23 protein-coding genes are annotated in these 26847 nt (G+C 41.9%); 9 read left to right on the top strand and 14 right to left on the bottom strand.

The window, feature by feature from the left end:
• Both nusA and infB read left to right on the top strand, forming a co-directional pair.
• Entirely contained in the window at positions 1–1236 is a 1236-nt protein-coding gene (nusA, locus tag AQPE_RS08535) for a transcription termination factor NusA (RefSeq protein WP_318350638.1), read from the top strand.
• Positions 1237–1354: 118 nt separating this feature from the next.
• On the top strand, positions 1355–4498 hold the full coding sequence (gene infB / locus AQPE_RS08530; RefSeq protein ID WP_318350637.1) for a translation initiation factor IF-2: 3144 nt from the start codon (positions 1355–1357) through the stop codon (positions 4496–4498).
• Between the two features lie 134 nt (positions 4499–4632).
• Here the strand turns inward: infB and gcvH are convergent, their stop codons facing one another.
• Positions 4633–5013: a glycine cleavage system protein GcvH gene (gene gcvH / locus AQPE_RS08525; protein WP_318350636.1), complete on the bottom strand. Its 381-nt coding sequence runs from the start codon at positions 5011–5013 to the stop codon at positions 4633–4635.
• 128 nt (positions 5014–5141) lie between these two features.
• Between gcvH and tsaE the strand changes: the two genes are divergently transcribed.
• From tsaE to AQPE_RS08510, 3 genes are all read left to right on the top strand, one after another.
• Positions 5142–5564: a tRNA (adenosine(37)-N6)-threonylcarbamoyltransferase complex ATPase subunit type 1 TsaE gene (gene tsaE, locus AQPE_RS08520; protein WP_318350635.1), complete on the top strand. Its 423-nt coding sequence runs from the start codon at positions 5142–5144 to the stop codon at positions 5562–5564.
• 116 nt (positions 5565–5680) lie between these two features.
• The gene (locus AQPE_RS08515; protein ID WP_318350634.1) at positions 5681–6034 is read left to right on the top strand and encodes a four helix bundle protein; all 354 of its coding nucleotides are present in this window, start codon (positions 5681–5683) and stop codon (positions 6032–6034) included.
• 113 nt (positions 6035–6147) lie between these two features.
• Positions 6148–7368, top strand: coding sequence for an alanine dehydrogenase (locus AQPE_RS08510; RefSeq protein ID WP_318350633.1), 1221 nt, complete (start codon positions 6148–6150; stop codon positions 7366–7368).
• A gap of 21 nt (positions 7369–7389) precedes the next feature.
• Here the strand turns inward: AQPE_RS08510 and pulA are convergent, their stop codons facing one another.
• From pulA to folK, 10 genes are all read right to left on the bottom strand, one after another.
• Entirely contained in the window at positions 7390–9366 is a 1977-nt protein-coding gene (pulA, locus tag AQPE_RS08505; RefSeq protein WP_318350632.1) for a type I pullulanase, read from the bottom strand.
• A 41-nt stretch (positions 9367–9407) separates the two neighbouring features.
• Positions 9408–9956 carry a hypothetical protein gene (locus AQPE_RS08500; protein WP_318350631.1) on the bottom strand — a complete coding sequence of 183 codons (549 nt, stop codon included), beginning with the start codon at positions 9954–9956 and terminating at the stop codon, positions 9408–9410.
• 124 nt (positions 9957–10080) lie between these two features.
• Entirely contained in the window at positions 10081–10839 is a 759-nt protein-coding gene (locus tag AQPE_RS08495) for a LytR/AlgR family response regulator transcription factor (protein WP_318350630.1), read from the bottom strand.
• The gene (locus AQPE_RS08490; RefSeq protein WP_318350629.1) at positions 10836–11888 is read right to left on the bottom strand and encodes a sensor histidine kinase; all 1053 of its coding nucleotides are present in this window, start codon (positions 11886–11888) and stop codon (positions 10836–10838) included. Before AQPE_RS08490 ends, AQPE_RS08495 begins: the two co-directional genes overlap by 4 nt.
• Positions 11889–11893: 5 nt before the next feature.
• Positions 11894–12652, bottom strand: a complete 759-nt coding sequence (locus tag AQPE_RS08485; protein ID WP_318350628.1) for a LiaF transmembrane domain-containing protein — start codon at positions 12650–12652, stop codon at positions 11894–11896.
• 105 nt (positions 12653–12757) lie between these two features.
• Positions 12758–13135 (bottom strand): hypothetical protein, encoded by a 378-nt coding sequence (locus tag AQPE_RS08480; RefSeq protein WP_318350627.1) that lies wholly within the window; start codon positions 13133–13135, stop codon positions 12758–12760.
• Between the two features lie 251 nt (positions 13136–13386).
• Positions 13387–14379, bottom strand: a complete 993-nt coding sequence (locus AQPE_RS08475; protein ID WP_318350626.1) for a bile acid:sodium symporter family protein — start codon at positions 14377–14379, stop codon at positions 13387–13389.
• 154 nt (positions 14380–14533) lie between these two features.
• Positions 14534–15601 (bottom strand): AMP-binding protein, encoded by a 1068-nt coding sequence (locus AQPE_RS08470; RefSeq protein WP_318350625.1) that lies wholly within the window; start codon positions 15599–15601, stop codon positions 14534–14536.
• 12 nt (positions 15602–15613) lie between these two features.
• Positions 15614–16675, bottom strand: coding sequence for an o-succinylbenzoate synthase (locus AQPE_RS08465; protein WP_318350624.1), 1062 nt, complete (start codon positions 16673–16675; stop codon positions 15614–15616).
• A 19-nt stretch (positions 16676–16694) separates the two neighbouring features.
• The gene (folK, locus tag AQPE_RS08460; protein WP_318350623.1) at positions 16695–17195 is read right to left on the bottom strand and encodes a 2-amino-4-hydroxy-6-hydroxymethyldihydropteridine diphosphokinase; all 501 of its coding nucleotides are present in this window, start codon (positions 17193–17195) and stop codon (positions 16695–16697) included.
• A gap of 87 nt (positions 17196–17282) precedes the next feature.
• On the opposite strand from folK, the gene sppA reads away from it, so the two are divergent.
• The 4 genes from sppA (at position 17283) to AQPE_RS08440 (ending at position 20437) form a co-directional block, all read left to right on the top strand.
• Positions 17283–19052, top strand: coding sequence for a signal peptide peptidase SppA (sppA, locus tag AQPE_RS08455; RefSeq protein ID WP_318350622.1), 1770 nt, complete (start codon positions 17283–17285; stop codon positions 19050–19052).
• A 69-nt stretch (positions 19053–19121) separates the two neighbouring features.
• The gene (locus tag AQPE_RS08450) at positions 19122–19496 is read left to right on the top strand and encodes a TfoX/Sxy family protein (RefSeq protein ID WP_318350621.1); all 375 of its coding nucleotides are present in this window, start codon (positions 19122–19124) and stop codon (positions 19494–19496) included.
• Between the two features lie 10 nt (positions 19497–19506).
• On the top strand, positions 19507–20076 hold the full coding sequence (locus AQPE_RS08445) for a peptidylprolyl isomerase (protein ID WP_318350620.1): 570 nt from the start codon (positions 19507–19509) through the stop codon (positions 20074–20076).
• A gap of 58 nt (positions 20077–20134) precedes the next feature.
• A complete protein-coding gene (locus AQPE_RS08440; RefSeq protein WP_318350619.1) occupies positions 20135–20437 on the top strand; it encodes a DUF3088 family protein in 303 nt (100 codons plus the stop codon).
• Positions 20438–20521: 84 nt separating this feature from the next.
• On the opposite strand, the gene AQPE_RS08435 is transcribed toward AQPE_RS08440, so the two are convergent.
• The 3 genes from AQPE_RS08435 to AQPE_RS08425 all read right to left on the bottom strand — a co-directional run bounded on the left by AQPE_RS08435 (position 20522) and on the right by AQPE_RS08425 (position 26820).
• Positions 20522–21112 (bottom strand): hypothetical protein, encoded by a 591-nt coding sequence (locus AQPE_RS08435; protein WP_318350618.1) that lies wholly within the window; start codon positions 21110–21112, stop codon positions 20522–20524.
• A 169-nt stretch (positions 21113–21281) separates the two neighbouring features.
• Positions 21282–22001, bottom strand: a complete 720-nt coding sequence (locus AQPE_RS08430; RefSeq protein WP_318350617.1) for a hypothetical protein — start codon at positions 21999–22001, stop codon at positions 21282–21284.
• A 106-nt stretch (positions 22002–22107) separates the two neighbouring features.
• Positions 22108–26820 carry an efflux RND transporter permease subunit gene (locus AQPE_RS08425; protein WP_318350616.1) on the bottom strand — a complete coding sequence of 1571 codons (4713 nt, stop codon included), beginning with the start codon at positions 26818–26820 and terminating at the stop codon, positions 22108–22110.
• Positions 26821–26847 lie beyond the last annotated feature (27 nt).

Raw genomic sequence — 26847 nt, 5'->3', positions numbered from 1 at the left:
ATGGAGACTCTTAATCTTATCGACACCTTTGCCGAATTTAAGGAACTTAAAAACATCGACCGCGCCACAATGATGAGCGTATTGGAAGATGTATTTAAAAATGTTCTTCAAAAGACCTATGGCACAGATGAAAACTTCGATGTGATTATTAACATCGATAAAGGTGACTTTGAGATTTGGCGCAATAGGGAAGTAGTTGCTGACGAGGATTTTGAAGATCCAAACAGGCAGATCACTTTGAAAGAAGCCAAAAAAATTGACGCTGATTACGACATTGGAGAAGAAGTAACCGACGAGGTTAAGCTTGCACATTTTGGTCGCAGGGCCATTTTGAACTTGCGTCAAAACCTTGCCAGTCGAATTATGGAGCTTGAAAAAGACCATATTTACAACAAATACAAGAACAAAATCGGTGACATCGTTGCCGGTGAAGTTTATCAGGTTTGGAAAAAAGAAATCCTAATTTTGGATGACGAAGGCAATGAACTGATTCTTCCAAGAACCGAGCAGATTCCTTCTGATTATTTCAGAAAAGGAGATAACCTGCGTGCAGTCGTTTTTAAAGTTGAATTACGGAACAACAATCCGTTGATTATACTTTCGCGTACTTCTCCTGTTTTCCTCGAACGCCTTTTCGAATTGGAAGTGCCTGAAATTTTTGATGGTTTAATTACCATTAAAAAGATTGTAAGGGTTCCGGGCGAACGCGCTAAAGTTGCTGTTGAATCATATGACGAACGCATTGATCCGGTTGGAGCCTGCGTTGGAATGAAGGGATCGCGTATTCATGGCATCGTCCGTGAATTGCGTAACGAAAATATTGATGTAATAAATTTCTCGGCTAACAATCAGTTGTTTATTCAACGAGCATTGAATCCAGCCAAAGTATCATCCATTAAGTTACACGAAGACACCAAAAGAGCCGATGTTTACCTGAAACCCGATGAGGTTTCGATGGCTATCGGGAAAGGTGGGTTGAACATCAGATTGGCCAGCCAGCTTACCGGCTACGAAATTGATGTTTACCGCGAAGTGGCTCAGGACGATGAAGACGTAAATCTGGATGAATTTTCCGATGAAATTGAAAGCTGGGTAATTGATCAACTGAAATCAATCGGTTGCGATACGGCTAAAAACGTATTAACGCTTACCCGGTCAGAACTGATCAAAAGAACCGACCTCGAAGAGGAAACGATCGACGAGGTTCTTCGAATACTTAAAAATGAATTTGAATAGGCGAAAGTTTATTCAAATTTTTGCTTGAAAATTAGGGCATTTTAGATTTTGAATGTAAAATTGCATCATCGTTAATTCCTTAGAAACTATTTTGAGGTTTATTTAACTGAGTGGGTTTATGGTTATAGGTAGTAGTATAAAACGACTAAGTAAGGTAGCGCGCGACTTTAATGTTGGTATTTCAACCATCGTTGATTTCCTGCACAAGAAGGGATTTGATATTGATACAAATCCAAACAACAAGATTACAGATGATGCATTCCATCTTCTTGAAAAAGAATATAAGGGTGACATCAGTCTTAAAAAAGAGTCAGAGAAAATTAATCTGAAAAGTCATCGTGGCGCTCATGAATCAATCTCACTAGACGATGTGAAAGATTCGGGTAACAAACATGTTGTAGATGATTATGAGGATGACGAAGTAATCATTAAAGATCATAACCCGAAAAAGGTTGAGGCTGTTCCGCATGTCGAGGCCAAACCAATTAGGCCTGAGCATAAGGAAGAACTAATCACTACCAAACGTCAGGAAATTGAATCACCAAAAGTTGTTGGCAAGATTGATCTTGAAAACCTTAGTGGGCCAAAGAAAAAAGAAGAACCGGTAGTTCCTGTTGTTCCACCAGCTCCACCTGTTGAAAAAACAAAACCTATACATCAAAAACCGGTAGTTGAAACTCCGCCTGTTCAGGAAATACCTGTCGTTGTTTCTGAAGTTAAGGCAACTAAACCAACGAAAGAGCACAAGCCCGAACCAGTTATTATACCTGAAGTTAAGGCAGAACCTGTTCGTGTAGAAGCAGAAGATGACCGTTTTAGTTCTGACCATGTAACAACCAATGTTCCAACAGTTGAAGATGTTAAGGTGGTTGGTCGGATCGATCTGGATTTGTTGAATCAAAAGACCAGACCGGCAAAGAAGAGCAAAAAACAGAAGGAGGATGAACGCAAAGATCGCGAACGTGTTCGCCGTGATGTTCAAAAACCATCAGAAAGCGAAGCTGTTCAGCAGGGAACTCCAGCCACAGATCGTCCTGAACGTGTTGGGCCAACTGTCATTAAAGCCAGAGCCGAACGTTTATCGGGTCCAACAGTAGTGGGCAAGATTGAGCTACCTTCAGATAAAAGACCAGCAGGGCCGTCCAATGATGCAGCGGCGCAGGCCAATCGCAAGAAAAAAAGAAAACGTATTTCAAAAGATATTCCTGGAAATCAGCAACAAAGAGTGAATGTTGCCGATAAACCAGTTGTTGCCGGCGAACGGAAAAAATTGGTGGTCACCAAAAATATTGGAGGAGCTCCAAGACCTGCCGGAGATAAGCCCGGATTGAAGAAACGCACACTTCTTAAAAAGGAAGTTAGTGAAGAAGATGTACAAAAGCAAATTAAAGATACACTGGCTCGCCTGACGACTAAAGGTACTAAATCAAAGGGATCGAAATACCGGAAAGATAAACGTCAGATGGTTAGCGATAAAATGGCAGCCCAGGCCGAGCGCGACACTGAGAATCTGAATGTTCTGAAAGTTACCGAATTCGTTTCAGTTAACGAGTTGGCTACCATGATGGATACATCGGTTACCAGTGTAATCTCAACTTGTATGAGTCTTGGGCTGTTCGTGTCAATCAATCAGCGTTTGGATGCTGAAACAATGGCTGTTGTGGCTGATGAATTTGGCTTTAAAGTAGAATTTGTAAGTGCCGAAATTCAGGTTGCAATTGAAGAAGAACCTGATACCGAAGAACAGTTGTTGCCAAGAGCTCCAATTGTTACCGTAATGGGTCATGTTGACCACGGTAAAACTTCGTTGCTTGACCATATTCGGAGTACCAATGTAATTGCCGGTGAAGCCGGAGGTATTACGCAGCATATTGGCGCATACAATGTTAAACTAAAGGACGGACGCAAAATCACCTTCCTCGATACACCAGGTCACGAAGCCTTTACAGCGATGCGTGCACGTGGTGCTCAGGTAACTGATATTGCAATTATTATTGTGGCTGCCGATGATAACATCATGCCACAGACCGTTGAAGCAATCAACCATGCTCAGGCTGCAAATGTTCCAATTATCTTTGCAATTAACAAAATCGACAAGCCGGGTGCAAATCCTGAAAAGATAAAAGAAAAATTAGCGGGGATGAATTTCCTTGTTGAAGACTGGGGTGGAAAATACCAGAGTCAGGACATATCAGCAAAAAGTGGATTAAATGTTGATTTGTTGCTTGAAAAGGTATTGCTCGAAGCCGAAATGCTCGAATTGAAAGGTAATCCTAATAAACGTGCAACCGGAACCGTAATTGAGTCAACCCTTGATAAAGGTCGTGGATATGTAGCTACAGTGCTCGTACTAAACGGATCATTAAGAGTAGGAGATGTGTTATTGGCTGGTCAATACTATGGTCACGTTAAAGCCATGTTCAACGAACGAAACCAAAAAGTTACTGTTGCACTTCCTGGTGAACCGGTAATTATTCTTGGACTTGACGGTGCCCCACAGGCAGGTGATAAATTCAATGTAATGGAGAATGAGCGTGATGCACGTAACATTGCCAACAAACGCGAACAGCTTGCCCGCGAACAGGGATTGCGTACTCAGAAACACATTACTCTTGATGAAATTGGCCGTCGTATTGCGATTGGCAACTTCCAGGAATTGAACCTGATTGTGAAGGGTGACGTGGATGGATCAATCGAAGCACTTTCTGATTCGTTGATTAAACTGTCGACTGAAGAAATTCAGGTGAATGTGATCCATAAAGCAGTTGGTGCAATTTCCGAATCGGATATTATGCTTGCAACCGCTTCGAATGCAATCATTGTTGGATTCCAGGTACGTCCTTCAGTAAGTGCCCGTAAAATTGCTGAAAAGGAACAAATAGATATCCGTTTGTATTCAATTATTTACGATGCAATCAACGAAATAAAAGCAGCGATGGAAGGTATGCTTTCTCCTGAAATCAGGGAAGAAATTACCGGAACGGCTGAAGTTATGGAAGCCTTCGATATCACGAAAGTTGGTACCATTGCCGGATGTATCGTTCGCGACGGGAAAATTATCCGGAAAGATAAGGTTCGTGTTATTCGCGATGGAATTGTAATCTATACCGGAACTTTAGGATCGCTCAAACGATTCAAAGATGATGTAAAAGAAGTCAACAAAGGTTATGAATGCGGCTTGAATATTGACAATTACAACAATGTGAAAGCGGGCGACTTTATTGAAGCCTTTACTTTAACAGAAGTTGCAAAGACGCTTTAGTTCAGCAACCAACATTTTCTCATAAATCAAAAAGCCTGCTTTGTACAAAGCAGGCTTTTTTTTCTTAGATCACTAGTCTGATCCGGAATAAAAATAGGAAATAGGCTGTCATTTGTGGACAGCCATATGTTTTTTTAAGCTTCGAGCATCGCTTGATATTCGGCGGCGCTTAGTAAGTCTCCAAGTTCGTCCTGGTTCGAAATGGCTATTTTAATTAACCAGCCCTGTCCGTATGGATCTTTGTTTACGAGTTCAGGAGAAGCTTCAAGAGCCGGATTGAATTCAATCACTTCGCCACCTACAGGCATAAACAAATCTGATACTGTTTTCACAGCTTCAATAGTTCCAAAAGTTTCTCCTTTTGCCAAAGTTTCACCTTCAGTTTCAATTTCGACGAAAACAATGTCACCCAATTCGCCTTGAGCGAATGAGGTAATTCCAACCAATGCAACATCACCTTCCACACTAATCCATTCGTGCTCGCTGGTGTACTTTAAATTTTCCGGATTGTTCATATGATAATTTTTTTCGGTTTATCCTGAATCAAAAGTAATACAATTTTTTTATTCAAACCTTTAACAAAAGTCAGTGTTATGCATATTCTCTGAAGTTTTATTAATTTGCGCTATTAATTTAGATTCCGATGTTTCAGACTCAACTTTCAGATTTATCAGCACTTCAGGAAACTGCCCGAATGTTGCTGAATAATTTTCCAAACGATCGAATATTTGCCTTTTACGGAGCAATGGGAGCCGGTAAAACCACATTTATTAAAGCCATTTGCCAAGAATTAGGTTCGAATGATTACGTGACAAGTCCTACTTTTGCTTTGATCAATGAATACTCTACAACTGAAGGTTCACTGATCTATCATTTTGACTTTTACCGTATTAAAAAGCTTGAAGAAGCATTTGATCTGGGATATGAAGATTATATTTACAGTGGAAACTATTGTTTTATCGAGTGGCCCGAAATGATTGAACAGTTATTGCCTGAAGGAATTGTCGAAGTCAGAATAAAAGAAGGCGATAAAGGCGTAAGGCTGGTTGAAGCTCAAAAAGTGTAAATGTTTATCCGGATCTGCGTATAAAAAGTTGGAAGTCAGTAGATGGAAGTCGGAAGACCGGACACCTCAGATGTTCAGCTTTTTTAAGATATATTATTCTCACAAAAGAAATTGTTATGGATTTCAAATTTGAAAAGCTGACCATTTGGCAAAAATCAATGGATTTTGGAGAAAGCATAAATACAGTGGCATACAAATTCCCAAGGGAAGAAATATTTAATCTTTCTTCTCAAATAAGGAGGGCTGTGGATTCAATAGCATTAAATATTTCAGAAGGTTCTATTGGACAAACGAATCTTGAATTCAAAAAGTTTATGGGCTATTCAATTCGCTCACTTGCAGAGGTGGTTACTTGCTTGCATAAAGCAAAAAGACGGGAATATATTTCAGAAGAAGAATTTCTGAAACACTATGAGTTTGCTTTCAATCTGATGAATATGATGGTAGCATTTAAAGATAAGATTCAATGAATAGGATTATCATTCACTCATCGCCGTTGCTATTTTATATATTTTTGACTCCGGACTTCGGTCTTCTGACTCCGGACAATTCCAAACATTTTTCAATTTAATAACTCCCACCCATGACCGAAAAGGAAAGATTAACTGAACATTCCGTAGTTGGCTCAACATTCATGATGCCTAAGGAAGAAATGCTGGAAATCAGGCGAAAGGGCAAGAAGATCAGGATTGGAATTCCTTCGGACAAGGATAAAGTTGAGTATCGTGTTGCGCTGACTCCACAAGCTGTTGAACTGTTGGTTTCGTATGGTCACGATATATTGATTGAAAAAGGTGCGGGGAAAGCTGCCAGTTATAGCGATGAAGAGTATTTGGCTGCAGGAGCAGTAGTTATGGATGACCGAAAAGAAATATTTGAATGCGATATTATTCTACGTGTTTCGCCTTTCGATGAGTCCGAGATTGATTTACTAAAGGGGCACCAAGCCTTAATCTCCGACTTACAGATTAATGCTCATTGTGCAGGTTCAATAGGGAAGCTGATGCAAAAGAAATTGACAAATATTGCTTACGAATATATGGAGGACGAAGATGGTCGTAAGCCAATTGTTCAGCTTATGAGCCAGATTTCCGGGAGTACTTCCGTTGTTTTGTTTAACGAATACATGAGCAAATCGCGCGGCGGAAAGGGCGTGCTGTTGGGCAGTGTAACCGGAATTTCGCCTACCGAATTGGTTATCCTTGGCTCAGGTACCGCTGCTGAGTTTGCTGCGCGTGCGGCTCTCGGTATGGGCGCAATTGTTAAAGTTTTTGATGAGAGTATCAGTTCGCTGCGGAAACTGGAAGAGAAACTACCGCAACGCATTTTCACTTCATTGTATTATCCTAAAGTGGTTCAAAAAGCGCTCAAATCGGCTGATGCAGTTTTGGGTGCAATGCCAATATCGATGCCTTCTCCTTTCCGGATATCGGAAGATATGGTGAAAAAGATGAAACCGGGGTCGGTAATTATCGATTTGAATGTAAGTCAGGGAGGTTGTTTTGAAACAACACGATGTACCGATCTGAATAATCCATCGTACATCGAACATGGTGTAATTCATTATTGTGTTCCAAATCTTCCGGCGATTGTATCTCGCACAGCATCAATTGCCCTAAGCAATGTATTGATCCCTATTTTAATTTCCATTGGCGAAATTGGCGGGATCGATAATTACATTAAAAGCTCGAAGAGTTTCCGAAAGGGTGTTTATGTGTACAATGGAATTTTGACCAACTCAAACCTCTCTGAAAAATTCAATATTCCTTACAAAGACATCGATCTGTTACTGGCGGTGTATTAGTGAAAAACTACGTGAGAGAATTTAATCTTCGACCAACATCAGCATCGAAATTCCGGAAACTTCAATTTCAGTTTCTGAAATATATTTAGTGCTTTCCAAATTGATGGTCGTATCACGAGCTACAACCCTCCATGCGATGCGATCAGGTAGTTTAAAGGTAATTGGTTGACGGGTTCCATTAAAAACCAATAAGATGGTTCTCCATTTATCTTCGTTAGCATGATTCACCAACATGTATGAGGCGACTCCTGGTTGATAATCTGATGAAAAAATAAGATGTTTCCGAATCTGATCGGCAGAAATCATACGGAAAGCCGGATGTGTCTTTCGCAAATTGATGAGCGCCTGGTAGTACTGAAATATTTGATTATAGGTTTTTTTTCGTTTCCAATCGATCTGGTTAATTTCATCGGCCGATTTGTATGAATTGTGGTCGCCTTGTTTCGAGTAGGCCATTTCAGTTCCGGCATGTAAAAATGGAATTCCCTGGGATGTAAGCACCAAAGCTCCAGCCAGCAAAATCATGCGACTAATTTCTTCCTCACTCGCTTCCGGAGAACTTAAAACCAATTTGTCATACAGAGTATAATTATCGTGGCACGAGGCATAATTCACACATTGCCAGGGTTCGGTAGCCCACGGCGATTTGGAATGCTCAACATAGCCATATACAATTTGAGGATGGAAACAAGCTCCTGCAATACCAAACTTAATGTTTTCCTCCTGAATGGTCTTTCCGCTAACAAATCCTTTACTTTTAGGATCAAATCCATTACCCTTTAACCCATCACGGAAATCGTCGTTAAAAACAGCGACACGATAAAGTCTCGACACATTTGTTTTAACAGCTCTCCATGTTTCAGCTAACGGACTTTTATCGGCAGTCCAACCTTCGCCATACAAAAGAATGGACGGTGAAATGCTATCCATCCGCGCCCTAATCTGATTCATCGTTTCCAGATCATAAATTCCCATCAGATCGAACCGGAATCCATCGGCATGAAATTCGGTAGCCCAATAATAGAGCGAATCGAGAATGAATTTATGAACCATTCCACGTTCGGTGGCCATTTCGTTTCCACATCCGCTGGCATTCGAGAAAGTGCCGTTTGATTTCTGGCGATAATAATATCCGGGTACCGTTTGGTTGAAGTACGACCTTCGGGTATGATAGGTATGATTGTAAACAACATCGAAAATGACACCAATTCCAGCTTTGTGGAGTGCCTGAACCAGCATCTTCAATTCAAGAATGCGTGTAGCTGTATTTGGATTGGTTGAATAACTTCCTTCAGGAGCATTGAAATTTTGTGGATCATAACCCCAGTTGTAGGTTTCGTGCGGAGCTTGTTCGTCAACGGTAAAGAAATCGTAAACCGGTAACAGGTGAACATGAGTAATACCAAGCTCTTTGAGATGATCGACTCCAGTTTTTAGTCCATCAGGAGAAAGTGTTCCTGATTCGGTAAATGCCAGATATTTCCCTTTATTCGTTATTCCTGAAGATGGAGAAATTGAAAAATCGCGAACGTGCAACTCGTAGATTATGGCATCGGTAGCATGATCACAATGGACTCTCTTGTCATCGTCCCAACCTTCCGGATTTGTTGGTTCCGGATCAAAAATCAAACCGCGATGCCCGTTTATGCCAACAGCCTTGGCGTCGATTCCCGGTGTTTCGTTTAGCCATCCAATGTTGTCGTTTACCCTGATGGTATAAAAATATCCGTTTAAATCGCCATGTAGGTTGATGATCCAGGTTCCGTTTTCACCCTGTTCAAACTGGTCGATCCGAATGGCAGAACCTCCCTGCGACTGCTTGTAAATGCGTAATTCGACTATATTCGCGGTTGGTGCCCAAATCCTGATTGTGGTGTGCGTTTTGGAATAAGTAACGCCTAAGTCATTGCCTCCGTAGTAAGGGTACGATAAAAAATCATCTCCATTAAATTTCCATTCTCTCATCAGGGTTTTCTTATGTTTTTTGTAAAGAGTCATTAGTAAAAACTTTTCAAATGACTATTGACTCTTTCCCTTTTCTAGGTTATCAGGCTTTTTCGAAGTTTTACATCGTTTGATTTCCACTTCCGGCCTTCAACGTCCGACACATAAATACGTGCCCAGTAATACGATTTAATTTCGCTGTCGTATTGCTGAAATGTTGCAGTTTCAATTGGCAATCGGTGGGTTTTTCCCGGATCGAGAAGCAGTGGGTAAATTTGCTGTCCGCTCACTCCGTTTAATTTAAATTTCCGTTTCGACCATATTTTTTTGTATTCCAGCACTGGAGCGCTAATATCGACGACCTGATTTCCTGTATTCCGGATGGTCAATGTCAACACTTTTGGGTAAAATAGCCGGTCTTTATCCAAATGAACCGACAACTGTATTTTCCTGAAAAAGATGGAAAGAAATCCAGAATTCCGGCTTCGAAGAAATCGTAAGAGTTCGTATCCAAGAACAATAAGCAAAAGAACCGACAGTATAATGATAATCAAAACCAGGGTTTCATTATTAACTCCTGAACTGAATTCGGAAAGGAACAGGAGCGGATTAAACACCAGAAGCAAAAAAAACATTTGAATCATACGGTTTCGGAATTGATTCATCAAAAATAGAAAAAGTCCTGCGATTATAGCAGAACTTTATTCTTTTCAGGGATTTAAGTTGCCAGAATGGAGCTTAAAATCATCCTGATATTTTCATTTAGGATTAGAAATGCAGCACTTCCTTAATCTTTTTGTAGCCGGTTTTGCTCACTTTGAGCTTGGTTTTATTTTGATCCTTCAGGATAACGATGTACGATTCTTTTTCATACTGCTGAATCTCAGCGATATGGTCGACATGGACGATGTATGAACGGTGAATCCGGATAAAGTTTTTCGGGTCGAGATTGGTTTCGAAGTACTTCATCGTTTTTTGCTTCATGTGCCGGCCATCGTTGGTATAAATCATCACATAATCGTCGAGCGACTCCACGTACCTGATTTGGTCAACCGTGATGATGTGAATTTTATGCCGGTCCTTAACTACCACACGGTCAATAAATTCTTCGCCGGGGCGGAAATTCGAAAGCTCTTCGAGCTTTTCGGTATTATCTTCTTCATTCGCAATACGATGCTGAACTTTTTCGATGGCAGCGAGTAAGCGGTCTTTCGAGAACGGCTTCAGTAAATAATCAACGGCATTAAGCTCGAAAGCTTTAAGTGCATATTGGTCGTATGCGGTGGTGAAAATAATCTGCGGCTTAAAATCGAGGAGTTCAATCATCTCGAAACCTGTAATTTTGGGCATCTGAATATCCAGAAAAACCAGATCGGGTTTCTTTTCGTTGATTGCTTTTACTCCGTCGAATCCGTTTTCGCATTCGCCAATGACTTCAATGTCGGCATGGTCTTTTAAGTAGGAGCGTAAAAGGTTGCGAGCTAGTTCTTCGTCTTCAATAATAAGGGTTTGTAATTTTTCGCTCATGACACTGCTTGTTTTTGTGGTATAATAAGTTGTACTTCAAAGTTGGTTTTATTGTCGGTAACTTTCATCAAATCCGGACTGTTGTATATGATTTCCATGCGCTTCCGGATGTTTCTCAGGCCAATTCCTTCGCCCCTTCGCTTGATGGTGCTGGCATCGTAATCGTTTACGATGATAATTTTCAGGAAGTTGCCTTCGCAGTTACAGATTGTTTTAATGGTTACCTGGTCGGTTGTTTCATAAACACCGTATTTGATTGCATTTTCATACAGGGGCTGTAAAATCATATTGGGGATTTCGGCTTCCATACAATGGGTATCAATTTCAAATTCAGCATTTAACTTTTTGCCAAAACGAACTTTTTCGATGCTCAGGTAAAGTTTTATATTTTCCAGTTCTCTGGAAAATGAAACCATTTCCTTTTCGTTATGCATTAGCGAATAACGCATAAAAGTCGACAAGTTGATCACCATTTCCTGTGCTTTCTCTGGATTACTCACCGTAAGCGATGAAATGGAATTCAGACTATTAAACAGAAAATGTGGATTGATTTGCGATTTCAATGCCTGCAATTCGGCTTCGCGGATGAGCGCTTTGTACTCGCTTTCTTTTTTGATTTTTTCCTTCAGGCTTTGATAATAATTTACAGCATAGAAAAAGACCAGGTAAATGGCGTACATGACATAGCCTGCAAAGATCTTGGAAGGAAGTCCGTCTTTCAGATAAGTATTGTTGTCCCTAATGAAAGGCTGATAAATGGCATAACTAATATAAACCCAAATCGCACATAAAATAGAAGCTGCAATGAGGTGGAAAATGACGAGCCGGCCAACCGAAACTTCTTCCGGACTATTATAACGGATAGAATACCAGATGCTTGATCCAAGTAATGGATACAAAACGTAGTTGGTGCCTGAATCAAGAAGCGAATAGACCAGTGGCACATTATACCAAAGGACTTGAAGTATGATGTTGATAACACTAATCGTTGCCCAGAACAAGGCATAAAATCCAAGTAGTCGATAATTGTGGGTTAACGGATGTTTCATGGTTTTTAGAAGTGTTTTACTTCAATGCCACCAAACAGGGAAAGTCCTTTAATTACCAGGGTTTTGGAAGGGTCGTAGTATCTGTCGTTATACGTTTCGCCACGTTTATCGGTAAATGCACCGAAGATGGTTGTAACTTCGTTACGAACGTTCCAATCCATCGGGATTTTGAAGCCGCAACCGCCAAATACACTTACACAATCAATAATTGCACCTCCGGGTTGAAGAGTGGCTTTTCTCAAATCGAATTCAATTCCACCAAAAATAGAAGTGGCTTTTCCTCCGGATAAAGCTTGCGATGTGACAAAAATTTCGCGGCCACCAAAAATTACGAAATCATCGAATGTGTTGAAAGAGTCAGCATTATATGTTGATTTGGATGATTTTGGATCATCATCATCAGGAATATTTATAATTGGGTCATTTCCCTGGCGCAGCCTTTGGTGGTCGCGCTGTCGCATTAATATGGAGATCCCAATGACAACTAGAATTAATGGCCAATATATTCTTCGTATTTCATGAGGAACTGTTATTAATTCAGGAATCATGAAAGTTGCCCCTATAACAATCAATATGGTGCCGGCAGTGCGGTTGCCGCCAATCACTGAAAGGACGCCGACACCAATCAAAAGCATTTGCCATGATATAAGCATGTCAGCCATCGATTCTGGAATCAGATTCAATCTTTCGAGAATAAGGATAACACCCACCACAATCAGTATGACCCCAAAGTAAAACCGTTTATCGCTTTTTCTACGTTCCATGATTTGCTTTTTTCTTTGTTACAAATGTAATTTTTATCAGTTTCGAATCATCCGAAGATCGGTAAAACAGCTAATCTAGTCGGTTAACCCAATTTTAAAGAGACTTCAGAATAGGTTTGAAAGTACAACTATTCCAATTATGATCAAAATAATCGGGAAAAAGATAACCATCAGGATTCCGGGAATGATCAGAAAATGCGGAATTAGAATCACGACTAACAAAACGAGAAAGAGTGCCCCCAAAAACTTACGCCCCAGAATCAGTAAAATTCCGAACAGAATAATGAGTACCGGAACTGTTGCAAAGGCAGTCATATGGAATAAATTGCCGAAAAACTGTCCGATTCCGGAGAAAAATTCGCCCAAGCCCGGAAGATTAATATCCCAACCACTTTTTTTCAGAATCCATAAAATCCCAACAATGATGAGCACGTATGCCCAAAATGATCCTGAATGCCGTCTGTGTTCACAATGTTTTTCCATCACGAGTAATTTTGATGATGTAAATGTAATTCACATCAAATAGATGGGGCATCAATGATCGGTCAGTAAAAGTTTAAAATCGGCGAATGGATTTTTTTGAAGTTAAACGGAGATTGAGGAAATTATTGCTGACAGACAAAATTTATTCAATTACATGAGATTCTTCGATTCACTTCGTTGCGCTCTGAAAATGAACCAAGATAAGAGACTGTCATTCATCGAGAAGCGATGAATCTATTCATTTTAGTCGGTCACGAATGATCTTTTCCTAATTTTTGGGCAATCAGGCTGATGTAGAAAAGCTGAAAAGCGTGATAAATCATGATTGGAACCAGGAAAATACTTCCGGCGCTGCTACCTGCAAAAATGACTCCGGCCATCACCGAACCGTGCATGAGCGATTTCTTCGAACCACAAAAAATCACTGTGATACTGTCTTCGCGGTTAAACTTCATCAGTCGCGTCAAGGCCTGGGTTAAATTTAGGACCACAAAGAATAATACAATTACACTTGCTGTGAGTACAATCAAGTCGAACCAACTGATGTTCTTGAAAATGCCATTCAGGAACGAATCGCTGAAACTACGATACACCACCGAAAGAATCACTGATTTGTCGAACAAACCCAGATATCTTTTGTTTCGGATGGCCCAACTTCCCCAGAAGCGATGCAATAACAATCCGGCAAATACCGGCATTAAAATCGTCATGAATAAATCGGCCATCACACCTCCGAAATCAAATGCTTCGGCCTGTTTTTCCAGAAAGAAACCCATCAGGAGTGGGGTAACCACAATACCAATCACTCCGGAAATACTGGCATTGAAAATGGCGCTCGTGATGTTTCCTTTGGCAATTGAAACCATAACCACTGAAGACGAAACGGTTGATGGCAAAGCGGCCAGAAAGAAAACTGCCAACCACAAAATTTCGTTATCGGTGCCTTTCAGAAATGGGCGAAAGAGCAAAACCAAAAGAGGGAAAACAATAAATGTAATTGATTGTATCAGTATATGCAATCGCCAGTTTTTCAGGTCGTTTACCAGTTTCTCCGGACTTAGTCGCAACCCATAGAAAAAGAAAAGAAGGGCAATGCCATATTGAGTCAGTACTTTCAGTTTGATGAAACTATTTTCTCCACCGATGCCTGGAATGAGCCAGGCGAGAACAATCATCGATATAATACCGAGTATAAACGGATCTGGAAGGTATTTCTTCCATTTGGAGAGTAAGCTTTTTGTCATTTTCTGGTTTGCAAAATCAGGATTTATATTCGTCTGAATTTTTAAGCTGATAAAGATTAAACTAATTCGGCTAAAGGCGTTCGCCGATAAGTATTTTATGGGGCGAACAGTCAAAAGTTAATGAAAAGATAAAAGCGGTGCTACTCCTCTGGCCCTATTTTCTGAGCATCTTTTTTATGTTACTCCTGATTATTTTCCCGCTGTTGGTTTCCGGAAACCGATCAATGAACCTGATGGATTTGGGAGATTCGTAAGGCGTTAAAATTAAGGCGATTTTTTGTTTCAGGATATGAGTATCAAACGGCTTGCCTTCAATAACCAGAACCAATTGTTCTCCCAGTTTTTCATCGGGAACCGAAGAGATTACGAAACGCCTGCTGATTATTGGTTCCAGTTTTTTTTCCAATAATTCCGGCGAATACTTGATTCCTCCTGAAATGATTACGGAGTCAGCCCGTCCTAAAATCCGGAAAGAGACAGGCGATTGGAGTTCGGCCAAGTCGTTGGTTTGAATCGGTTCAGTAAACTCCGGATGGTGAATCTGCAGACAATCGTTTTCACCAAGGTTTACCGAAATGCCCGGAAGGCAGTGGTAGAAATCTGATCTTCGATTGCCAGAAAGTTCGCGAATGGCAATGTGCGAAGCGGTTTCTGTCATTCCATAGGTAATAACCACCCGGCTCGAAAGTTGACTGATTTGTGACTCCAGAACTGTTGAAATTGCTGATCCACCAACCAGCAGATTCCGAATGTTTTGCAGCTTTTCTATTCCTGAGGGCTGTTCCAAAAGTTTAAAAACCTGATTGGGAACCATGGCGCCAAAGTCGAATTTTTCATGTTCCAGAAAGTCGAAATCGGTTGCCGGATCAACAGCAATCAGGTTCATTTGTCCAACAATGGCGCGGACTACCATCATTTTCCCGGCGATGTACCGGCAGGGAAGGCTGAGCAAAAGCCGGTTGTTTTTCTGCAATCCGAAATATTCAATGGTTCGCTCGGCGCTTTTTTGCATCACCGATTTGTGCAATTCAATAGGCTTTGGTTCGCCCGTGCTTCCCGAGGTTTGAGCCAAAACGAAATCGGAATCCGAAAACCATTCGTCCAGAAACAGATACAGTTCTTTCTCCCATTCCGGAGAACCTGAGTTGCTGAGTCGTTCAGTAATTACTTCAGGAGTAACTGTTTTGCCGTTGAGAATAAAATGTGATGTGGCGTGTTTCAAGTTAAGTGTTGTTTAAAAATCTTCTTCTGTATTTTCACTCAGCAGATTCTGCAGATCCCAGCGTTTCTCCGGTCGAAACCACAGTTGATCACCTGTAATTTCGAGTGGCGAATCAAAATTATTGGTAAAAAGCTGGCCGGTTCCCAAACCTTGTTCATTTTTGGCGTTCAGGTGGAATGTCCATTGTGCAATGGCATTCAGCCCGATATTTGATTCGAGTGCGGAAGTAATCCACCAGCCAGTGCCATATTTTTCGGCTTGCCCGATCCATTTTTCGCAGCCCGAAAAACCTCCGTGCAAGCTGGGTTTCAGGATGAGGTAAGCTGGATGGATCGTTTCGAGCAACTTTTGCATCTCTTTACCCGAACTTATGCCAATCAATTCTTCATCCAACCCAATCGGAATGGGCGATTTGAGGCACAATTCGGCCATTTCGTTCCAGCGACCAGTCGGTATGGGCTGCTCAATGCTATGAATCTGCAAATCAGACAATCGTTTCAGGTTTTCAAGAGCTGTTTGGTATGAATAGGCACAATTGGCATCAACCCGAACCGTAATTTCTTCCGCAGAAAACTCGCGACGGATGGCTTTGAGCAATTCCAATTCAGTTTCGAAATCGAGCGCGCCAATTTTCATTTTGATGCAGCGGAATCCGGCATCGAGTTTGGCACGAATCTGCTGTTTCATAAATTCTGGAGTTCCCATCCAGATCAGTCCATTGATTGGGATTCCCTGATCGCCACGGGTAAATGCTGAAGGGAAAAGTTCCTGTTTACCTCCGTTTTTCAGATCGAGTAAAGCTGTTTCGAGACCAAATTTGATGGATGGCCAGGTATTCAATTCTTCAGTATATTGACTGAAATAGCTAATTTGCTCGCAGACCTGGAGCAACCTGGCGCTCATTCTATTCGGACTTTCGATGCTCAAATCGGGCAGGGGAGCGCATTCGCCAATGCCCGTGTTCGTTCCGTCATTTAGGAAAATAAACCACGAATCGCGTGTGGTGTAAACTCCACGCGATGTGCCTGATGCCTGTTTAAAGTTGAGTGTATATTTTTGAAAGGAAGCCTTCATTGGAGTTGTGAGTGATAAATTATGAGTTATAAGTTTTTGTCACTTTTTCAACTTTTAAAGAATCAGTACATTCATTTAGTATTTGCCTGATGCTTTTCTGAAAGACTGGATGGATCAGTTCCGGAGCGATTTCGCACAGTGGAACGAGAGCAAATTTCCGTTCCTGAATGCGTGGATGTGGAACAACCAGATTTTCGGTCTGGATGATTTGGTCTCCGTAGAATAAAATGTCAATATCAATGATCCGTGAATCGTATTGATTTGCTTTCCGGATTCGTCCCAGTTCATGTTCGATTTGCTGTGTTTGCACAAGAACTTCTTCCGGAGAAAGTGTCGTTGACAATTCAATAACCTGGTTCCAGAAGATGTCTTCCGACTCAAATCCCCAAGGCTCAGTCTCATAAACGACTGATTGGTTGGTAATCGCTCCAACGTGCTGGCTCAGTCTTGCTCTCGCTTCAGAAAAAACCTTCAGTTTATCTCCCAAATTTCCGCCTAACAGGATATATAGCTTGATCATAAGAACCGAAATGTGTAACAAAAACGCTATTTTCGTACAAATCTATCGTTCATTTTAATCGAAACAAATTAATTCAAATAAATAAGCATGAAGCAATTTTTAAAATTTACGCTGGCTTCGATTGTTGGCGTTTTGGTTGCAGGTCTTTTACTACTTTTTGTTACGATCGGGGTCATTACAGCAATGGTTTCAGGCTCTGACGAACCCGTACAATCGGAGAGCAATAGTGTGTTACTCCTGAAATTCGATCATCAGATTGTTGACCGTGCCCGGAAAAATCCGTTGGAAGGTCTCGATTTTGGAATGTTTCAGGGTGAGAAAACCGTTGGATTGAACGACATGCTCGATTGTATCCGGAAAGCCAAAACTGATCACAACATTCTGGGTATTTATTTGAATCCGATGGATATTCAGGCCGGAATGGCAACTGTTGAAGAAATCCGTACAGCACTGAAGGATTTCAAAACTTCAGGAAAATTTATTTATGCCTACGGCGATGCATTTTCGCAAAAAGCTTATTACCTGGTGACTGTTGCCGATAGTTTGATGCTGAATCCACAAGGATCGGTTGATTTTCGTGGATTGGGCGGCGAACGAACTTTCTACAAAAAAGGATTGGAAAAACTCGGCGTTGAGATGCAGATTATCCGTCATGGTAAATTTAAATCGGCAGTTGAACCTTTTCTTCTCGATAAAATGAGTCCGGAAAATAGACTTCAGACAGAAACTTATATGAAGAGCATGTGGAACGAAATGTTGACTGATATTTCGGCTTCGCGCAAAATGGGTTTCGACGAGTTAAACGATATTGCTGATGCCGTTGCTACATTCCGGAAAGCTGATTTCGCTAAACAGAAGAATCTGGTTGACCGGCTGAAATACAAAGATCAGGTGATTGATGACCTGAAAAGGCTGACCAATACCGATGCGAAGGATGATGTAAAAGCAATCGATATTTACAAGTACATTAAAGTTCCGGATATGAATGGTCCCAAAACAATGGCACGTAAAAAGATTGCGGTGATTTATGCGTCAGGCGATATCGACAGCGGAACTTCGGAGGACGACATTAAATCGGAAGATCTTTCGAGAACCATTCGCGAGGCTCGCCGCGATTCGTCGATCAAAGCCATTGTGTTGCGTATTAATTCTCCGGGAGGAAGCGCTTATGGCTCAGACGTGATCTGGCGCGAAGTGAAACTGGCTGCACAAGCCAAACCTTTGATTGCTTCGATGGGCGATGTGGCTGCATCGGGCGGCTATTACATTGCCTGTGCTGCCGATACCATCATGGCCGATCGCACGACCATCACCGGATCGATTGGTATTTTCGGGATGATCCCAAATTTTCAGAACCTGCTGACCAACAAACTCGGAATTACGCAGGATGTGGTCACGACCAACGAACATTCCGACATGATTTCAGTAACCCGCCCGATGTCGGCATTCGAACGTGATTTGATGCAGCAGACGATTGAAGCTGGTTATGATACTTTCATTTCAAGAGTTGCCGAAGGTCGCAAAATGGACAAGACTGCGGTTGATGATATTGGACAAGGCCGCGTTTGGGCAGCCACCAATGCAAAAGAAATTAAGCTGGTTGACGTTTATGGCGGATTAACCGAAGCGATAGAGCTGGCGAAAAAAATGGCCAAACTGGATAGCTACCGGATTGTTAATTTGCCTAAACTGAAAGATCCGATCGAGGAATTGATGAAAGAATTTACAGGATCGGCTAAAGCCAGATTTATGATGGACGAACTGGGCGAAACTTACAAATACTACGATCAGTTGCGCGGTGTAGTTGCTCAGAAGGGAATTTTGACAAGGGTGCCGTATGATATTGAGATTCATTAGTAAAAACCAGGAAAGAGTCATCAGTCATTGGAAATAGGGGAAAATGGATTTCATACCAACTTGTTTCTAATGACGAATGTCTCTTTCCTTTTCATTTTTGAAATGGCATACAATCAAACTTTGGCGAACCGAATCAGGGAGCAACTTCAGGATTTGGATGATATTGAGGAAAGGGAAATGATGGGTGGTTTGTGTTTCATGCTCAACGATAAAATGTGCGTTGGGATTATCAAGGATGAGTTGATGTGCCGCTTGGATCCTGCTCTTTATGAAGAATCGCTTGAAAAGACTGGTTGCCATGAGATGACCTTTACCGGAAGGCCAATGAAAGGATGGGTTCTAATTGAGGACTCAGGAATGAAGACTGTTGCCGACTTAAATTATTGGATCGATTTGTCGGTTGAGTATAACAAATTCGCCAAATCATCAAAAAAGAAAAAATAAACAAATGACAATGAAGACAAAACTTCTAGTTGCATTTCTGAACCTGATGTTTCTCGGTTCATTTGCACAAAAAAATATTCCATGCCTGATTAAAACCTCGATGGGTAACATCCGGATAGAACTCTATGCTGACAAAGCACCGGTTACAGTTGCCAATTTCCTGAAATATGTCGATCATCAGTTGTACGATGGAAGTAGTTTTTTCAGGGTTTGTACGCCTGAGAATGAAAAAAACAGAATGGTAAAGATCCAGGTTGTGCAGGGCGGCGATGTTCCCGAAGGGAAAGAGTTTGAACCAATACCAATGGAGACGACCCAACAAACCGGAATTCACCATCTAAATGGCACTTTATCGATGGCCAGAGACGCGCCGAACACGGCAACCAGCAGTTTTTCGATCTGCATCAACGATCAGCCGGATTTGGATTTTGCCGGAAAACGTAATCCTGATGGACAGGGATTTGCCGCCTTTGGAAGAGTAACCAAAGGAATGAAAGTAGCCCGGAAGATTCAGGCGCAAAAGGACAAAGATCAATATTTGGTTAATCCGGTGAAGATTATCTCGATCCGGAGGTTGTAGTAATCGTTTGAAATATACATTTGCAGAGGGAAATCAAATTACTTTTAAAACGCAAAAAATGAAGAAACTATTTTTATTAAAAGCTGATTTTCAGGATGCCAGCCGTGCTGATGGCAAACGATATTTTTGCCCCGATTGTGTGATGATTGAAGGTCTGTTGTCATATTATCCGCGTCTTTTAAACGAGTTGGAAGTGAAATATGTCAACTTCGCCCGCCCGCGTCCGGCATTGGTTGATCTTTTGGGTGAAGAAAACCAAAGTTGCCCCGTTTTGGTGCTCGAAAACGGAACATTCATCAACGATACCAACGAAATTATTCGTCATTTGACTGAAAACCATAAAATAGGATATTCGCATTAGCGAAAATCTTTATTGAGAATTGTATAGTAAAAAAGCTCCGGTCTTTTATAGAGATCGGAGCTTTTTTGCATTTGTAGGTCGTTTCTAAAAATTATATCCTAGTCCCAGTTTAATTCCATCTTCATATAAATTTTCATGATATGCTCCTTTCTTACTCCGAAGTATCAAGTGTTTCTGGTAAAACGGATTTAAACTGATGGTGAAGTTTTTCAGGGTATAGCGTCCGCCTATTCCGAGCCCAAATCCAATCCCCGATTGGTTGTAAGTTGATTCTGATTCCGTATGATGCAGTTCAAAGTCGATTGTTGGACCTGCATTAACAAAGAAATACTTCCAAAAGGTTATGTCTCCATAAATTGGAATTGAGAGCATCTTTATATTCGATTCTTTATAGTGCATAATTCCATCAGGGAAATAATCTTTTTCAATTTTATTAAATGAATATTCCAGACCTGTTTCTATGGAAAAGAACCTGTTAATTTGTCTTGAATATCTCAATTCGTACAAATTTGCCCCTTTCCCTGAATAACCCATATCGCCATCCAAGTCCTCCGGAATTATTAATCCATTACTGGCAGGTGAATAGAAAATTGATACTCTGTTTTTTGTCTGTGAGAAAGTGACCAAAGCCAGCAGAATACACGTTGTAATAAGAACGATCTTTTTGAGCATCATTTGAAAATTAAGTTTAATTCAAACATAGATGGAATTTTCTATTCCATGGTTGCGTTGCCCAAATATAATTCCGGCTTAATCAGTTCCTCTTTAATAGTTTCCAAGAGAGAGTGAGCTATCGCTCCATTAAGTTTCTGTCTTCCGACTTCTGACTCCGGTCTTCCGTATATTAAATAAACTTCTCCCTTTTCTGTAAATTAAACAGTCCGTAGAGCACGAAGAGCAGTGTGCCAACAGCCAGAAAAATGCGATTCTTCATGGTTGTTTCCTGCCACACCATTTCGTTGAGCCGGTTCGGAATTTCAAACGGGTTCAGGAAAATGTTCCACATGGTTCGTTCCAAAATTCCGGACATGATCAACAGTCCAACCCCAATGATGACCATGACAACAGCGGTTCCGTTACCATTTTTGATGATCGTTGAAAACAGGAAGGCCAGTGATCCGAGGAAATAGATGGGGAACATCACATGCCAGGTCAACTCAAAAACACTCACAGGCGCCAACAGGTAATAGCTCATCACGGTCAGGCCAATCATCATCAGGAAAACCAACATAAAAACCAGCACCAGCCTTACCAACCATACTTTATAGCGATAATCGGGAATGCCAAATAGGATTTCAAGGATTCCGGCATCCAGATCGTTTTGAATACCGAAAGTCATCGGATAGAAAATAAGCAGGATGCCCGGCATAATCTGTAAATCAAAAATGAATCCTTCGTCAAGCGTGCCATTGTCGTATATGTTGGTGATGGCGATAAAAAAGTAGAAAGAAATGGCTGCCACCACAAACCAGATAAACCGGTTGCCAAAAATGACTTTCATATTGTATTTCACCAATTTCAGGAGCAAAGTCCAAACATTGGCTGCACTTATAGCTGATCCCATAGTTTTATTTTTTTAGTTCCTAAGCGACAAAGTACCTAAGTACCAAAGCTTATAAAGCATTTTTTACTCTGTTACTTTGTTTCTCTGTTACTTTGTCACTCTTTTATCATTTCAAATCTTTAATCAGACACAAATAAGCATCTTCCAAAATCGGATTAACCGGCACTGCATCTTCGCTCGGTTTTTTCTTCGAGAGGAAACGTACCCTGATCAGGTCGCCCTGCCGCATGTGGTGGGTAACCAATTGTTTGTTTTCCATTTGATCGAATTCCTCAACCGAAATATCGTATTGCCAAACCATGTCTTTGGCCAGATGTACCATGTCCATTGGCGTTCCGTGGTATTTTACACGACCGCGGTTGATTACAGCCACCTGGTTACACGAGCTCGAAATATCTTCGATGATGTGAGTTGAGAAGATTACAATACGTTCGCGGCTCAATTCAACCAGCAAGTTGCGGAAGCGGATGCGTTCGCGTGGATCGAGCCCAGCTGTCGGTTCGTCAACAACCATGATTTTAGGCAAATGCAACAATATTTGCGCAATACCAATTCGCTGTTTCATCCCTCCGGAGAAGGAGCCGATTTTGTCGCCGCGTTTTTCCCACATGTGAACGGCTTTCAGCACATATTCAATGCGTTCTTCGCGCTGTTGCTTATCGGTTAGGCCTTTCAGGATAGCCTGATAGTCGAGAAATTCTTCGGCAGGCATGTTTTCATAGGTTCCAAATTCCTGGGGCAGGTAACCAATCAATCCCTGAAGTTCTTCGCGTTTTTCCTGCGTATCGATGCCGTTGATCCATATTTTTCCGTAGCTCTGTTCCAGAATACCGCAAATGATGCGCATCATGGTCGATTTTCCGGCGCCATTTGGACCAAGCAAGCCGAACATTCCGGTGGTTATGTCGAGTGAAACGCCATTTAAAGCTTTGAATGGCTGATGTTGTTTGCCAATGACCGGTATCTTTTTCACGGTTCGAAGCAACCCGCGACGCATGGTTCCGAAGCGTCCTGTAATACGGTCGATGTTTATTTTTTCCTGATACAGTTTCTTGGCGGTTACCGAAATAATCAGAGCCAAATACCACAATATGCCAAACGTAACCACGAATCCGATGGTTTTGGTGATTTTCCAAACCACAAATGTTTCAATCGCTGGAAGAATCCAGAAAAGGAAAATTTGAACCCAGCGGAAGTTCTTCAGCGGTAGTTTTTTGCCGGTTTTTTCAGCCTTGAAATTCAGGAAGAAGCCGAATGGCTTCCAGATGCTCAGGGCAAGGTTGGTGATTGCAACCGAAAATAGAAGCGACCAGAAAGCCGAATTCAGATAGAAAAAGCTGAAATAACCCATAAATCCAAGCAAAGGCAATTGCCAGATGACGTAATCGAATTCGCGCAAAGTATGATATTGTTTTTCGAGTCCGGCACGTCGGCGAATCTTTTTGCCGGCTTCCCATTCGCGCGAGAACTGACTTTCGCGGTCGTATATTTTAACCAGGTTTTGGATACGGATACTGAGGGAATCCTGATCGCCAATCAGCTTGGTTTGTGCTTTTCGCAAGCTGTTCAGAATAAACCAGGTTGACCCCGGAACCAAAATAATCACCAATATAAAATCGAGTCCTTGCCACAATCCGGAATCGACCTTCAGGTAAATGAGCAGGAACAACCCAGCCATCAGTACAAATTGAGCGATGCGGATTCGGAGCGATAGTTCTTTAAACCATCCGATAGCACTTTCCAATCCCGAATAAAAAGTTGGTATAAACACCAGCGTGAGCATGGTGCTCAGCGCTAAGCCTCCGATTACAACAATGGCAAACGGGGCGCCAATGGCACTCACATATTCGGCATCGCCCATAGCCAGCGGAAACATTCCTACAATGGTGGTGATGGTCGTAATCAGGATCGGGCGAACGCGCGACAGTCCGGCTGTCATCAGCGCGCGCGAACGGCGGAATCCTTGTTTGCGCAGGATGTTGGTGTAGTCAATCAGGATGATTCCGTTGTTCACCACCACTCCAAGCAAAATCAAAAAGCCTATCAGCGTGTTTGAACTGAGCAAACTGTTGTTGGTAATAATCAGCGCAATCAGCGAGCCGATGGCTGCGAGTGGAATCGAAAAGAGCAGTACAAAAGGCGTTGCCAGCGATTCGAACACCGATGCCATAATCATGAAAATCAAAACAATAGCAGCTCCAATCAGAAAGTAAAATTCCGATAAATCGGTTTCTTCGTGAACCACTTCAGCCGCAACGCCCGATGGCAAATTGTAGTTGGCAACCAGTTCATCAATTTCGTACCGGTAGGCCGCCAAAAGATCTTTCGAACTGCTGGCTTCGCTTACAAAACTGTAGTTTACCTCTATTTGTTTTTCCTGATTCACGCGGTTAATGCCCGAAAGCCCGCTTGCATAAACAATATTTGTAAAATCCTGAAGGTCGTGAATCCCTCCTGAAGCATCACTCACCTGCACCATTTTGAGTTCATCCATGTTCCTGTCAGTTTTCTGCTTTTCGCCTTCAACCGGCTCTTTTTGCGTGATGATGATTTCGTATTCATCAACACCTTGTTTGTACTGAATGCCAGTTGCAATTTCCTTCGAAAACGAGTTCAGTTCAGACAAAACATTGTTGAGCGAAATGTTGTATTCGGTCATCAGTAGCGGATTGAAATACAAATGCACCTCAGGCCGATTATCCGAAATGTTCAGGTTCACCGTTTGCACCGACTCCAGTTGGTCGATGAAATATTTCAGGTCTTCGCCAACAGCTTGCAATTTTTTGAAATCCTGACCTTTGAGTACGATTTTTTCTTCGTCGGTTCCTATTCCCATCATTTTCTGGAAGCTACCCATCATGTTTCGGCTGCCCCCCTGAAAACTGCGCGTGCTTTGTGTTTGTGTGAACGAAATCGACGAAGCTTTGATGTCGCGTGTCCGGTCGTTAATATCGGTTTTAACTTGGGCAAATGTGCGGTCGGCTATGTCTTCAAACTTGTCTTTCAGCTTAATGGTTACTGTTGCCTGTTCTTCCTCTATTTTGCTAACCACATCTTGTTTTTCGGCTAAGTCGTCCAGTTTTTTCTCAATTTCCTGAACGGTATGATCGGTGGTTTCCAGCGACGAGCCCGATGGCATGGTTACATACAGGCGAATTTCCTTATTTGCAACTTCCTGAAGAGAACTGACACTCACCGCCAGACTAATGAATACGGCCAGAAAGAAAATGATTATTCCACCAATGATGGTGGCTGCCGGATTGCGCATACACGATTTCAGGAACACCAGATAAACCTGAACCATGCGCATGTTGGTGGTTACTTTTTCGTAGAATATATTCCGGGCAACCTGCCTTTTAAGCAAAACATACGAGGCCATCGGAACCAATAAAAGAGCCACTGCCAACGAAACAACAAGGGTGGAAATGATTGAGATGCCCACGTTGTAACCCAACATAACCACCATGAAATTTTTGGAGAAAACGAAGGGTAAAAATACGGTTATGGTAGTGAGAGTTGATGCCAGAATAGATCGCCATACTTCGGTTGTCCCCTGCACAACGGCCTGCATCGGCGCATATCCTTTTCCTGCGAGCCGGTATATATTTTCGAGAACGACTACACTATTGTCGAGCAACATCCCGATGGCCAGTGCCATACCAACCAGTGTCAAACTGTTGAGCGTGATGTCGAACGCATAAAACAGGTTAAACGAAGTAAAAATGGAGATGGGAATAGCCAACGCGATAAATGAAACGATCCGAAGATTCTTCAGGAAGATCCAAAGAACAAAAATCGCCATGATTCCGCCAACTAACGCAAGATCCATGATCTGGTCAATGTTCTTTTCCATTTGGTCGGCCGAGTTGCTAATCTCTGCAATCTCAATTTCTTTGGTCGCCATTTTCTCGTTCAGGGTGGCAACTACTTTGCGTGTCGCTTTCGAGAGCTCGATCATGTTGGCTTGAGAGTCGTTAACCAGCAGTATCGTCACCGCATCTTTACCATTTACACGGCTAAACGAAGTTTCCTCTTTTACTCCAAACCTGACTTCAGCAACATCTTTTAGCAGAATAGGACCGTTGGCTACCACGAGGTTTTCCAGATCTTCTACCTTGGTGTATTCGGCGGTTACATGCACAAAATACTGGACGGTCTTTTCCTTCAAATTACCAACATAGGTGCGCGAGTTCGAATTTTGCGATAGCAACGAACGTATTTTGCCCGGAGTGATGTGATAGGCTTCACAAGCTTTTGTATCGAGAATAACCTCGATTGACTTTTGCCTTCCACCATACACATTCACGGAAGCAATTCCATCTATATTTTCCAGATCGGGTTTAATGTCCTGCTCAACGATGGTTCGCACGCGGTCAACTCCGCCTTCGCCGCGTGCCTGCAATTCCATGAACTGGCTGTTCATCTGTTTCAAGTCGACTTTGGCCACATTTACCCGCACGCCGGTTGGCATTTTCGACTGTATCTCGTTGATCTTTTCCTGAAGTTTCAGGTATGCATATTTGAAATTGACGCCCTTCTGGTAATAAACGACGATGGTTCCCTGCTTCGAAGTCACGTTCGACTCGATTGATTCAATGCCTTCGAGTGTACCAATAGCTCCTTCGATCGGAATAACAACCTGATTTTCCATGTATTCAGGAGCCAAATCGGTAGCCGAGCCGGCCTGAACGAAAAGAAACGGGAGTTCGGCATTGGGCAATAATTCAACCGGCAGTTGTTTGTAGGAGACGTAACCCAAAACGGTTAGTCCCAGAAACAACATGCTGATCAGTACTTTTCGCTGTATGATGAATTTCATTCTGATTAAATTAAGCCCCCTCTAAAT

The organism is Aquipluma nitroreducens, from assembly GCF_009689585.1.
Classification (GTDB): domain Bacteria; phylum Bacteroidota; class Bacteroidia; order Bacteroidales; family Prolixibacteraceae; genus Aquipluma; species Aquipluma nitroreducens.
Note: the sequence above shows the minus strand (reverse complement) of the source record. Positions and strands in the feature narration are given on the sequence as shown.

Excerpts from the sequence above, each read along its gene's own strand:
- nusA (WP_318350638.1), top strand. The coding sequence starts at position 1 with ATGGAGACTCTTAATCTTATCGACACCTTTGCCGAATTTAAGGAACTT.
- infB (WP_318350637.1), top strand. The coding sequence starts at position 1,355 with ATGGTTATAGGTAGTAGTATAAAACGACTAAGTAAGGTAGCGCGCGAC.
- gcvH (WP_318350636.1), bottom strand. The coding sequence starts at position 5,013 with ATGAACAATCCGGAAAATTTAAAGTACACCAGCGAGCACGAATGGATT.
- tsaE (WP_318350635.1), top strand. The coding sequence starts at position 5,142 with ATGTTTCAGACTCAACTTTCAGATTTATCAGCACTTCAGGAAACTGCC.
- AQPE_RS08515 (WP_318350634.1), top strand. The coding sequence starts at position 5,681 with ATGGATTTCAAATTTGAAAAGCTGACCATTTGGCAAAAATCAATGGAT.
- AQPE_RS08510 (WP_318350633.1), top strand. The coding sequence starts at position 6,148 with ATGACCGAAAAGGAAAGATTAACTGAACATTCCGTAGTTGGCTCAACA.
- pulA (WP_318350632.1), bottom strand. The coding sequence starts at position 9,366 with ATGACTCTTTACAAAAAACATAAGAAAACCCTGATGAGAGAATGGAAA.
- AQPE_RS08500 (WP_318350631.1), bottom strand. The coding sequence starts at position 9,956 with ATGATTCAAATGTTTTTTTTGCTTCTGGTGTTTAATCCGCTCCTGTTC.
- AQPE_RS08495 (WP_318350630.1), bottom strand. The coding sequence starts at position 10,839 with ATGAGCGAAAAATTACAAACCCTTATTATTGAAGACGAAGAACTAGCT.
- AQPE_RS08490 (WP_318350629.1), bottom strand. The coding sequence starts at position 11,888 with ATGAAACATCCGTTAACCCACAATTATCGACTACTTGGATTTTATGCC.
- AQPE_RS08485 (WP_318350628.1), bottom strand. The coding sequence starts at position 12,652 with ATGGAACGTAGAAAAAGCGATAAACGGTTTTACTTTGGGGTCATACTG.
- AQPE_RS08480 (WP_318350627.1), bottom strand. The coding sequence starts at position 13,135 with ATGGAAAAACATTGTGAACACAGACGGCATTCAGGATCATTTTGGGCA.
- AQPE_RS08475 (WP_318350626.1), bottom strand. The coding sequence starts at position 14,379 with ATGACAAAAAGCTTACTCTCCAAATGGAAGAAATACCTTCCAGATCCG.
- AQPE_RS08465 (WP_318350624.1), bottom strand. The coding sequence starts at position 16,675 with ATGAAGGCTTCCTTTCAAAAATATACACTCAACTTTAAACAGGCATCA.
- folK (WP_318350623.1), bottom strand. The coding sequence starts at position 17,195 with ATGATCAAGCTATATATCCTGTTAGGCGGAAATTTGGGAGATAAACTG.
- sppA (WP_318350622.1), top strand. The coding sequence starts at position 17,283 with ATGAAGCAATTTTTAAAATTTACGCTGGCTTCGATTGTTGGCGTTTTG.
- AQPE_RS08450 (WP_318350621.1), top strand. The coding sequence starts at position 19,122 with ATGACGAATGTCTCTTTCCTTTTCATTTTTGAAATGGCATACAATCAA.
- AQPE_RS08445 (WP_318350620.1), top strand. The coding sequence starts at position 19,507 with ATGAAGACAAAACTTCTAGTTGCATTTCTGAACCTGATGTTTCTCGGT.
- AQPE_RS08440 (WP_318350619.1), top strand. The coding sequence starts at position 20,135 with ATGAAGAAACTATTTTTATTAAAAGCTGATTTTCAGGATGCCAGCCGT.
- AQPE_RS08435 (WP_318350618.1), bottom strand. The coding sequence starts at position 21,112 with ATGATGCTCAAAAAGATCGTTCTTATTACAACGTGTATTCTGCTGGCT.
- AQPE_RS08430 (WP_318350617.1), bottom strand. The coding sequence starts at position 22,001 with ATGGGATCAGCTATAAGTGCAGCCAATGTTTGGACTTTGCTCCTGAAA.
- AQPE_RS08425 (WP_318350616.1), bottom strand. The coding sequence starts at position 26,820 with ATGAAATTCATCATACAGCGAAAAGTACTGATCAGCATGTTGTTTCTG.